Raw genomic sequence first — 9,266 nt, forward strand, 5'->3', positions numbered from 1 at the left:
GCCCCCACCCCGAGCCCTCTCACCACTCTCGACCCGCTGCTCATACCGCGCCCCCTCTTCCCTCGTGGCCCGAAGGTGCCCTGTTGGACGGCCGGCGCACGGGAAGGGTTGTACGCGAGAAGGAACCCGGCGTGACGGACCCCACCCTCCGCGTCGTTCGAACTCCGTTAACAATGGACTGTGATCTCTCCGGTCCCCCCGATCCCGCGGAGCGCCCACCGGCACAAGCCGGAGGCGACTCCCTACGTCGATCTCACCCGTACCGAGTGGAGCGCGCTGCGCGACAAGACGCCGCAGCCGCTCACGGCCGACGAGGTCGAACAGCTGCGCGGCCTCGGTGACGTCATCGACCTCGACGAGGTCCGTGACATCTATCTGCCGCTGTCCCGGCTGCTGAACCTCTACGTGGGCGCCACCGACGGTCTGCGCTCGGCCCTGAACACCTTCCTCGGCGAACAGGGCTCCCAGTCCGGCACCCCGTTCGTCATAGGAGTGGCCGGCTCGGTGGCGGTGGGCAAGTCCACGGTCGCCCGCCTCCTCCAGGCCCTGCTGTCCCGCTGGCCGGAACACCCGCGCGTCGAGCTGGTCACCACCGACGGCTTCCTGCTCCCCACCAAGGAGCTGGAGTCCCGCGGCCTGCTGTCGCGGAAGGGTTTCCCCGAGTCCTACGACCGCCGCGCCCTCACTCGCTTCGTCGCCGACATCAAGGCCGGAAAGGACGAGGTCACCGCCCCCGTCTACTCCCACCTGATCTACGACATCGTCCCGGACCGGCGCCTCACGGTCCGCCGCCCCGACATCCTCATCGTCGAGGGCCTGAACGTCCTGCAGCCCGCGCTCCCCGGCAAGGACGGCCGCACCCGTGTCGGCCTGGCCGACTACTTCGACTTCAGCGTGTACGTCGACGCCCGCGTCGAGGACATCGAGCGCTGGTACCTCAACCGCTTCCGCAAACTGCGCGCGACCGCCTTCCAGGACCCGCATTCGTACTTCCGCAAGTACACCCAGGTCTCCGAGGACGAGGCACTCGAGTACGCCCGCACGATGTGGCGCACCATCAACAAGCCCAACCTGGTGGAGAACATCGCCCCCACCCGCGGCCGGGCCGCCCTCGTCGTCCGCAAGGGCCCCGATCACACGGTGCAGCGGCTGAGCCTGCGCAAGCTCTGATCCGAACTCCGGCCCGACCACACAAGCTCCGCGATCCAGGCCTCCCGCCCAACCGCACAGTCTTCGCGATCCAGGCCTCCCGCCCAACCGCACAAGCCGCGATCCAGGCCTGTTAGAAAGGGCGCCATGCTGCACCTGCGCCTGATCACTCCGCCCGACAGCACGGCCGCCGCGATCCACCTGATCGAGAACACCGTCGGCACCACCCACCTCGCGGTGTTTCCGGGCGCCGCCCGCGACCCCGGGGGCGATGTCGTGACCTGCGACGTGGCCCGCGAGGCTGGGGACCAACTTCTCAGCGGCCTCCAGAAGTTGGGCCTGGACAAGACCGGCTCGATCGCCGTGGAGAACATCGACCTGTCCCTGTCCGCTCGGGCCGACAAGGCCGAGTCGGACGCTCCGGGCGAGGCCGCCGACGCGGTCCTGTGGGAGCACCTGGTGGACGAGACCCACGAGGAGTCGACGCTATCGGTCACCTACCTCACCTTCATCACCCTGGCGACGATGATCGCGGCCTGCGGTGTGGTGCTCGACAACGCGATCCTGATCGTGGGCGCGATGGCGGTCGGCCCGGAGTTCGGCCCCCTGGCCGGCATCTGCACGGCCGCCGTGCAGCGGACCCCACGCCTGGCCTTGCGTTCCCTGATCGCCCTGTTGGTGGGCTTCGCCGTCGCCATGGCGGTGACCGTGGGCTTCAGCTTCTTCATGGACGCGGTGGGCCTGTTCACCAAGGACCAGCTGGAGGCCGACCGTCCGAACACGGGCTTCATCTACGCCCCGGACTGGTTCTCCTTCGTCGTGGCGATCCTCGCCGGAGCCGCCGGCACCCTCTCGCTCACCTCGGCGAAGTCGGGCGCCCTGGTCGGCGTCGCCATCTCGGTCACCACGGTCCCGGCCGCCGCCAACGCGGCCGTGGCCCTGATCTACGGCGACACCAACCAGACCCTGCGGTCCTCACAACAGCTCCTGCTGAACCTGCTGGCCATCATCCTGGCGGGAACCCTGACCCTGCTGATCCAGAAGTGGCTCTGGACCCGGCAACGGAAAGTCACCGGGTAACAGAACCGCGCACCGACCCGCGCTTACCGGAGTTAACCGAGCGCCGACTTCACCACATCGGCCAGCCGCCCCGCGACGGACCTGGCCTGGTCGATGTCCGCCGCTTCCACCATGACCCGCACCAGCGGCTCGGTCCCGGAGGGCCGCAGCAGAACCCGCCCGGTGGCCCCCAGCTCACGCTCCGCCTCGCCGACCGCGGCCGCGAGGTCGGCCGAGCTGGCGACCCGGGACCGGTCCACGTCGGGGACGTTGATCAGCACCTGCGGCAGCCGCTCCATGACGGACGCCAGCTCCCGAAGCGTCCGTCCGCTCTGCGCGACCCGCGCCGCCAGCATGAGTCCGGTCAGCGTGCCGTCGCCGGTGGTCGCGTGATCGAGGATGATCACATGGCCGGACTGCTCACCGCCGAGGGCGTACCCGTGCTGCTTCATCTCCTCCAGCACGTACCGGTCGCCCACGGCGGCCTGTACGAGGGAGATGCCCTGGCCTTCCATCGCCAGCTTGAAGCCGAGGTTGGACATGACGGTCGCGACGACGGTGTCCGAGCGCAGCGCGCCCCGCTCCTTCATCGCGAGCGCGAGCACGGCGAGGATCTGGTCCCCGTCGACCTCTTCGCCGGTGTGGTCCACGGCGAGGCAGCGGTCGGCGTCACCGTCGTGGGCGATGCCGAGGGCGGCCCCGTGCTCGACGACGGCGGCCTTCAGCTTGCCGAGGTGGGTGGAGCCGCAGCCGTCGTTGATGTTGAGCCCGTCGGGCTCGGCGCCGATCGTGACGATCTCGGCTCCGGCCCGGGTGAAGGCTTCCGGCGAGACACGGGCGGCGGCACCGTGGGCCTCGTCGAGGACGATCTTCATCCCGTCGAGCCGGTTCGGGAGGACTGCGATCAGATGGGCGACGTAGCGGTCGAAGCCCTCACTGTACGAGCGCACCCGGCCGACGCCGGAGCCGGTCGGGCGGTCCCAGGGAGCGCCGGTGCGGTGCTCGTCGTAGATCGCCTCGATCCTGCCCTCCAGCTCGTCGGCGAGCTTGTGGCCGCCGCGGGCGAAGAACTTGATGCCGTTGTCCGGCATGGCGTTGTGGCTGGCGGAGAGCATCACGCCGAGGTCGGCACCGAGCGAGCCGGTCAGGTAGGCGACCGCCGGCGTCGGCAGCACGCCGACCCGCAGGACGTCGACGCCCGCGCTGGCCAGGCCGGCCACGACGGCCGCTTCGAGGAACTCCCCGGACGCACGCGGGTCCCGTCCGACGACCGCCACCGGGCGGTGGCCCTCGAACGTGCCCGCCTCGGCCAGCACATGCGCCGCCGCGACGGAGAGGCCGAGCGCCATCTCGGCCGTGAGATCCACGTTGGCGACACCGCGCACGCCGTCCGTGCCGAAGAGTCGTCCCACTTGTCCTCCTGAGGAAGCGTCAGTTTCGAAGGCCGTGCGGCGCGTCGGTGGATCAGCGGCTCTCGCGTTCAGGCATTCGATGCCCCGAACATCCGATCACACAAGCCTTTGAGCACCTTGTGCCGTTATACGCCCACGGTTGCGAGAAAACGAACGCCCCGGCGGCACTGTGGCGTGCCGCCGGGGCGTTCGGAGTACGTAGGAGCGGGCCGATCGGCCCGCAGCCCGTACGAGCAGGCAGCGAAGCTTAACGCTTGCTGTACTGCGGGGCCTTGCGGGCCTTCTTGAGACCGGCCTTCTTGCGCTCGACCGCACGGTCGTCACGCGTGAGGAAGCCGGCCTTCTTGAGGGCGCCGCGGTTGTTGTCGACGTCGGCCTCGTTCAGCGCGCGGGCGACACCGAGACGGAGCGCACCGGCCTGACCGGAGACGCCGCCGCCGGAGATGCGGGCGATGACGTCGTAGCGACCCTCGAGCTCGAGGACCTTGAACGGCTCGTTGACTTCCTGCTGGTGCACCTTGTTCGGGAAGTAGTCCTCGAGGGTGCGACCGTTGATCTTCCACTTGCCGGTGCCCGGAACGATCCGGACGCGGGCGATGGCGTTCTTACGACGGCCCAGGCCGGCGGCCGGCTGCGGCTCGCCGAAGCGGGAGGCCAGCGACTCCGAGGTGTACTCGCCCTCGACGGGCACCTCGGACTCGGTGGTGTAGCTGTCGATGTCAAGCTCTTCGAGCGGCTGCTCGGCAGTGGTCTCGGCCACGGTTCTCCTCAGATTCTCTTAGCTTGGGGTGGTGTGGCCGGACTTACTGCGCGACCTGGGTGATCTCGTACGGCTGCGGCTGCTGCGCGCCGTGCGGGTGCTGGTCACCCCTGTAGACCTTCAGCTTCGAGAGCATCTGACGGCCCAGCGTGTTCTTCGGGAGCATGCCCTTGACGGCCTTCTCGATGGCCTTCTCGGGGTTCTTGTCCAGCAGCTCGTCGTAACGGACGGAGCGCAGACCACCCGGGTAGCCGGAGTGGCGGTAGGCCATCTTCTGGGTCCGCTTGTTGCCGGACAGGTGCACCTTGTCGGCGTTGATGATGATGACGAAGTCACCGGTGTCGACGTGAGGGGCGTAGATCGGCTTGTGCTTGCCGCGCAGGATGGAGGCGGTGGTGCTGGCGAGACGACCCAGGACGATGTCCTGAGCGTCGATGACGTGCCACTGGCGCGTCACATCGCCGGGCTTGGGGCTGTACGTACGCACGGTTCGTAGCCTTCGCTTCGAGTGAGTGGTCCTGACAAGGTCACCGAAGACGATCACGACAGCCCTGACCGCACCGCGGGACGCATACCGCGTGCAGGTCGCTGGTCATCGGCCCGGTGGACCGGTGTAAGGGCCCGTCCCGTGAGAATGAGCAAGCCAATACACAACGAAGATGCAGGATACCTGCGGTGGCTGGGCCGGGTCAAAACGAGCCCTTTGGCCGCCGGGCATCACTGCTTCTTCTCACCCAGTGTAAATGTGATCGCCGCCGGGAACAGCCGCCCGCGCACTCCCACCCGTCGGCCGGGACGGTCCCGTCCTCGCCCTCCGGTCCGGCCGGTGCACGGCCACCGTGGCCGTCAGCAGGCACAACGTCACCGCGTCCTTGAAGGCCCGGCGCTGCACCTGTTCCAGATAAGGCCAGGTCAGACCGGGTAGCTGGGGCACCATCGCCAGCCAGAACCACGGCCCCCGCGCCACCGAACGCTCGTACGGCAGCCCGGCGAGCAGCAACGGCACCACGACCACCAGATAGTGGTCGTACGACGGCCGTGAGACCAGGAACACCGAAAGCATCAGCCCCGCAGCGGTCTCGGAGAGCCTCAGGGGCCCGGGATCCGCACAGCCCCAGCGCCGGTACGCCGCGACCAGTCCGGCCGCGCAGGCCGCCAGCGCGAGGGACCGGGCCGCAAGCTGCGGCACCCCCAGCCGCGGCAGCACGGCCCCCGGGGACGCCTCGTAGAGCCGCACGAAGGCGTCCTGGCCGTGCAGCAGGAACGGCAGGGTCCGGGTGAAGAAGCCGGCCGGATCGGGCAGCAGCAGGGCACACGCCCCCGAGGCCAGCACCGGGACCGCGGTCAGTACGGCGAGCGCCTTCCAGCGGCCCGCGAAGAGGAACAGCAGCGCCAGTGGGGCCAGCAGCGGCTTCAGCGCCAGGGCGGCGCCGAGCACCGCGCCCGCCGCCGTCCAGCGGCCCCGGCTGATCAGCAGCAGCCCCAGTGGCAGGGCCAGGACCGCTGTCACCGTCCAGTTGCCGAGCCGCACCAGATGCCCGAAGGGCGCGAAGCCCGCGGCGAGCGCGGTCAGCCCGAGCGCCGCGAGCCGGCTGTCCAGCGGCACCCGGTGCAGCCGCAGCGCGCACACCCAGCCGCCCACCAGACAGGCCATGACCGCCGACGGCACCAGCACCCGCAGCAGATCCGGCGGCAACAGGGCCTGCGGTACGGCGGCGAGCACCGCGCCCGGCAGATACAGGAAGTGCGGATCGTCGTACGGGGAGCGCCCCTCCAGCCAGGCGCGCGCCGCCCGGACGACGATCGCGTTGTCCATGCCGCCGTCCGGGGTGGCCCGCGCCACATGCCCGGTCAGCACGCCCAGCACCGCGGCCAGGCCCAGCCACGGCGGCCAGGGAGAACGCCGTACCAACCACCCTGAGATGTCGCCTTTGCCCGTACTCATTCCCTGAACGCTAGGGGCAGCGGAGCTCGTTGAGGCGGAACAGCACGCCTCCGGCCCCGTCTAAGATGCGGCCCATGAGCTATGGGCAGGGGGGACCTCAGTCCCAGTGGGATCCCTGGAAACGGAACTCCGAGCAGCCGTGGACCAGCGGTGCCACGGACCCGACGCCGGACTGGGCCGCGCTCGCCGAGGCGTCGGAATCGCGCAACAAGCGCCGCCGGCTGCTGCTGATAGGCGGGGGCGTGCTCGCGACACTCGGCGTCGGCACCGCCGTCGCCATGGCCGTGGTGTCGGCGAACGGCAGTGACGAGGCGTCGGGCCGGCCGTCCTCCTCGCTGCCCGCCACCGCCGACCTGCCGAGCGCGTCCGCGACCCCGTCCTTCGCCCCGACCAGTGCCCCGCCGCCGCTGGACCCGAAGGAGTTCGTCTCCAGCAAGGCCAAGGACAGCGCGCCCAACGGCCCGGACATCATGTTCCCGGGCAGGCAGCTGACGATGGGCTCGGCCGTCTACAAGAAGGCCGCGAAGGCCGACACCACCAACTGCGTCACCGCCGTACAGGGCACCCTGCCCAAGGTGCTGACCGACAACGGCTGCACCCGTCTGATGCGCGTGACCTACGTCAAGGACGGCGTCGCCGTGACGGTCGGCGTGGCCGTGTTCAACACCGAGGCCCAAGCCCTCAAGGCCAAGGGTCAGGCCGACAAGAGCAGCATCGTCAAGGCGCTGACCGGCACCGACGCCAAGTCCTTCTGCGCCGGCGCCATCTGCCGCTCGACGACCAACTCCTACGGCCGTTACGCCTACTTCACGATCACCGGCTTCACCGCCGGCAAGGACGTGACGACGAAGGACACCCAGGTCTTCGCCGCCGGGGACGGCCTCGCGGAGTTCACGTTCCAGCAGATCCGCCGCCGCGGCGAGACCCAGGCATCGGCGGCGGCGAACCAGTGACGGTCGGTCCTGACTCCCCGGGGACGGGTCAGCAGCACCCGGCCCCGGGCAGCGTCCGCCTGTTCCGCGCCTCCTTGTTGCGCGCGGCCAGCAGTTCGTCGGCCGGATAGCCGACCTCCTCCAGCGTCAGCCCGTGCGGCCGTACGACATGCACCGCCGAGTCCCGTACGCCCGCGGCCAGCACCTTCGCCGGCCACTCCGGCCCCCGGTGCCCGTCCCCCACGAACAGCAGCGCCCCGATCAGCGAGCGCACCATGTTGTGGCAGAAGGCGTCGGCCCGCACGGTCGCCGTGACGATCCCGTCGTCACCGCGCACCAGGCTCAGCTCCTGGAGGGTGCGGATCGTGGTCGCCCCCTCGCGCCGCTTGCAGTAGGCCGCGAAGTCGTGCTCCCCGAGCAGCCGCCCGGCCGCCTCGTTCATGGCGTCGACGTCGAGCGGCCAGTCGTGCCAGAGGACGTGACCGCGCAGCAGCGGGTCCACCCCGCCCGGGTTGTCGGTGACCCGGTACGCGTACCGCCGCCAGACCGCCGAGAACCGTGCGTTGAAGCCGGTGGGGGCCTCCCGCAGCGCCCACACCCGTACGTCCCTGGAGAGCCGCCCGGCGAGCCGCTTGAGCAGCTTCGCGTGATGCTCCGCCCAGACCTCGCGCGGCAGATCGACATGCGCGACCTGCCCCCGCGCGTGCACACCGGCGTCCGTACGCCCGGCCACGGTCAGCTCGTACGTCTCCGTCGACCGGGTGACCGTACGCAGGGCGTCCTCGATCTCCCCCTGTACCGTCCGCCGCCCGCCGGCCTGCTTGGCCCACCCGGAGAACTCCGCCCCGTCGTAGGACAGGTCCAGCCGCACCCGTACGAAACCGGGCTGTACTTCGTCACTCACCCCTAGATCCTCTCGACAACGCGAGAGCGGGCCCGCCCCGAAGGGCGGACCCGCTCACACGCAAGGCAGAGCCTCAGGCGTCCTTCGACTCCTCGGACGCGTCCTCGGCCTTGGCCTCGGCAGCGTCCTCGACGACCTCGTCGGACTTGGCCTCGACGGCCTCGTCCTTCTTCAGGGCGTCTTCCTTGACCGCGCGCTTCGTCGCGGCCTCGGCCTCACCGGTGGCCTGCTGCGACACGGTCAGCGCCTCGACCAGCTCGATGACAGCCATGGGCGCGTTGTCGCCACGACGGTTACCGATCTTGGTGATACGGGTGTAGCCACCCGGGCGGTTCTCGTAGCGCGGACCGATCTCGGTGAAGAGCGTGTGCACGATGCTCTTGTCCGAGATGACCTGGAGCACCTGGCGACGGTTGTGAAGGTCACCCTTCTTGCCCTTGGTGACCAGACGCTCGGCGTACGGCCGCAGACGGCGGGCCTTCGCCTCGGTGGTGGTGATACGGCCGTGCTCGAACAGCTGCTTCGCGAGGTTCGCGAGAAGCAGCTTCTCGTGCGCGGCGCTGCCGCCCAGACGGGCACCCTTGGCGGGCTTCGGCATGGTCTTTCTCCTCAGTGTCTGCTCCGGCCGTACCAGGTACCGGAGTCAGTATCCGAGCGGGCGGTCGCCCGTCGGAGATCCGGGAGCAGCCACCCCCGTGGGGGCGCTCCCGGAAGGGAGACCGATCAGTACTGCTCGGTCTCCACAAAACCCGCGTCCACGTCGTCGTCGGCGCCGAAGGCGTCGGCAGCGGCCGTGGGGTCGAATCCGGGCGGGCTGTCCTTGAGCGCGAGGCCCATGCCGGCCAGCTTCGCCTTGACCTCGTCGATCGACTTCGCACCGAAGTTGCGGATGTCGAGCAGGTCCGCCTCGGAGCGGGCCACGAGTTCACCCACGGAGTGGATGCCCTCACGCTTGAGGCAGTTGTACGACCGGACGGTGAGCTCGAGCTCCTCGATCGGCAGCGCGAGGTCAGCGGCGAGGGCTGCGTCCGTGGGGGACGGGCCCATGTCGATGCCCTCGGCGTCGATGTTCAGCTCGCGGGCGAGACCGAACAGCTCGACCAGG

10 protein-coding genes are annotated in these 9,266 nt (G+C 69.8%); 3 read left to right on the forward strand and 7 right to left on the reverse strand.

Going from position 1 to position 9,266, the window contains the following annotated elements; translation table 11 throughout:
- Positions 1-180: 180 nt before the first annotated feature.
- Both coaA and P1P75_RS36430 read left to right on the forward strand, forming a co-directional pair.
- Positions 181-1,170: a type I pantothenate kinase gene (gene coaA, locus P1P75_RS36425; protein ID WP_319263538.1), complete on the forward strand. Its 990-nt coding sequence runs from the start codon at positions 181-183 to the stop codon at positions 1,168-1,170.
- Between the two features lie 126 nt (positions 1,171-1,296).
- On the forward strand, positions 1,297-2,229 hold the full coding sequence (locus P1P75_RS36430; protein WP_319263539.1) for a DUF389 domain-containing protein: 933 nt from the start codon (positions 1,297-1,299) through the stop codon (positions 2,227-2,229).
- Between the two features lie 32 nt (positions 2,230-2,261).
- On the opposite strand, the gene glmM is transcribed toward P1P75_RS36430, so the two are convergent.
- The 4 genes from glmM to P1P75_RS36450 all read right to left on the reverse strand — a co-directional run bounded on the left by glmM (position 2,262) and on the right by P1P75_RS36450 (position 6,325).
- Positions 2,262-3,620, reverse strand: coding sequence for a phosphoglucosamine mutase (gene glmM, locus P1P75_RS36435; RefSeq protein ID WP_319263541.1), 1,359 nt, complete (start codon positions 3,618-3,620; stop codon positions 2,262-2,264).
- Positions 3,621-3,867: 247 nt separating this feature from the next.
- A complete protein-coding gene (gene rpsI, locus P1P75_RS36440) occupies positions 3,868-4,380 on the reverse strand; it encodes a 30S ribosomal protein S9 (RefSeq protein WP_073498032.1) in 513 nt (170 codons plus the stop codon).
- Between the two features lie 43 nt (positions 4,381-4,423).
- Positions 4,424-4,867: a 50S ribosomal protein L13 gene (gene rplM, locus P1P75_RS36445; RefSeq protein ID WP_073498030.1), complete on the reverse strand. Its 444-nt coding sequence runs from the start codon at positions 4,865-4,867 to the stop codon at positions 4,424-4,426.
- 243 nt (positions 4,868-5,110) lie between these two features.
- The gene (locus P1P75_RS36450) at positions 5,111-6,325 is read right to left on the reverse strand and encodes a glycosyltransferase 87 family protein (RefSeq protein WP_319263543.1); all 1,215 of its coding nucleotides are present in this window, start codon (positions 6,323-6,325) and stop codon (positions 5,111-5,113) included.
- Between the two features lie 74 nt (positions 6,326-6,399).
- On the opposite strand from P1P75_RS36450, the gene P1P75_RS36455 reads away from it, so the two are divergent.
- Positions 6,400-7,278 carry a hypothetical protein gene (locus P1P75_RS36455; RefSeq protein ID WP_319263545.1) on the forward strand — a complete coding sequence of 293 codons (879 nt, stop codon included), beginning with the start codon at positions 6,400-6,402 and terminating at the stop codon, positions 7,276-7,278.
- Positions 7,279-7,306: 28 nt separating this feature from the next.
- Here P1P75_RS36455 and truA read toward each other — a convergent pair whose 3' ends face one another.
- The 3 genes from truA to P1P75_RS36470 form a co-directional block, all read right to left on the reverse strand.
- A complete protein-coding gene (gene truA, locus P1P75_RS36460) occupies positions 7,307-8,161 on the reverse strand; it encodes a tRNA pseudouridine(38-40) synthase TruA (RefSeq protein ID WP_319263547.1) in 855 nt (284 codons plus the stop codon).
- Positions 8,162-8,234: 73 nt separating this feature from the next.
- On the reverse strand, positions 8,235-8,759 hold the full coding sequence (gene rplQ, locus P1P75_RS36465; RefSeq protein WP_086767154.1) for a 50S ribosomal protein L17: 525 nt from the start codon (positions 8,757-8,759) through the stop codon (positions 8,235-8,237).
- A gap of 125 nt (positions 8,760-8,884) precedes the next feature.
- Positions 8,885-9,266 (reverse strand): DNA-directed RNA polymerase subunit alpha C-terminal domain-containing protein (locus P1P75_RS36470; protein ID WP_319263549.1); only part of this gene is annotated, 382 nt, incomplete at its 5' end.

This window comes from Streptomyces sp. ID05-39B, assembly GCF_033794725.1.
In the GTDB taxonomy this organism is placed as follows: Bacteria; Actinomycetota; Actinomycetes; order Streptomycetales; family Streptomycetaceae; genus Streptomyces; species Streptomyces bobili.

What these genes read in the sequence shown, in the direction of transcription:
- P1P75_RS36430 (WP_319263539.1), top strand. Translation starts at nt 1,297, where the DNA reads ATGCTGCACCTGCGCCTGATCACTCCGCCCGACAGCACGGCCGCCGCG.
- P1P75_RS36450 (WP_319263543.1), bottom strand. Translation starts at nt 6,325, where the DNA reads ATGAGTACGGGCAAAGGCGACATCTCAGGGTGGTTGGTACGGCGTTCT.
- P1P75_RS36455 (WP_319263545.1), top strand. Translation starts at nt 6,400, where the DNA reads ATGAGCTATGGGCAGGGGGGACCTCAGTCCCAGTGGGATCCCTGGAAA.
- rplQ (WP_086767154.1), bottom strand. Translation starts at nt 8,759, where the DNA reads ATGCCGAAGCCCGCCAAGGGTGCCCGTCTGGGCGGCAGCGCCGCGCAC.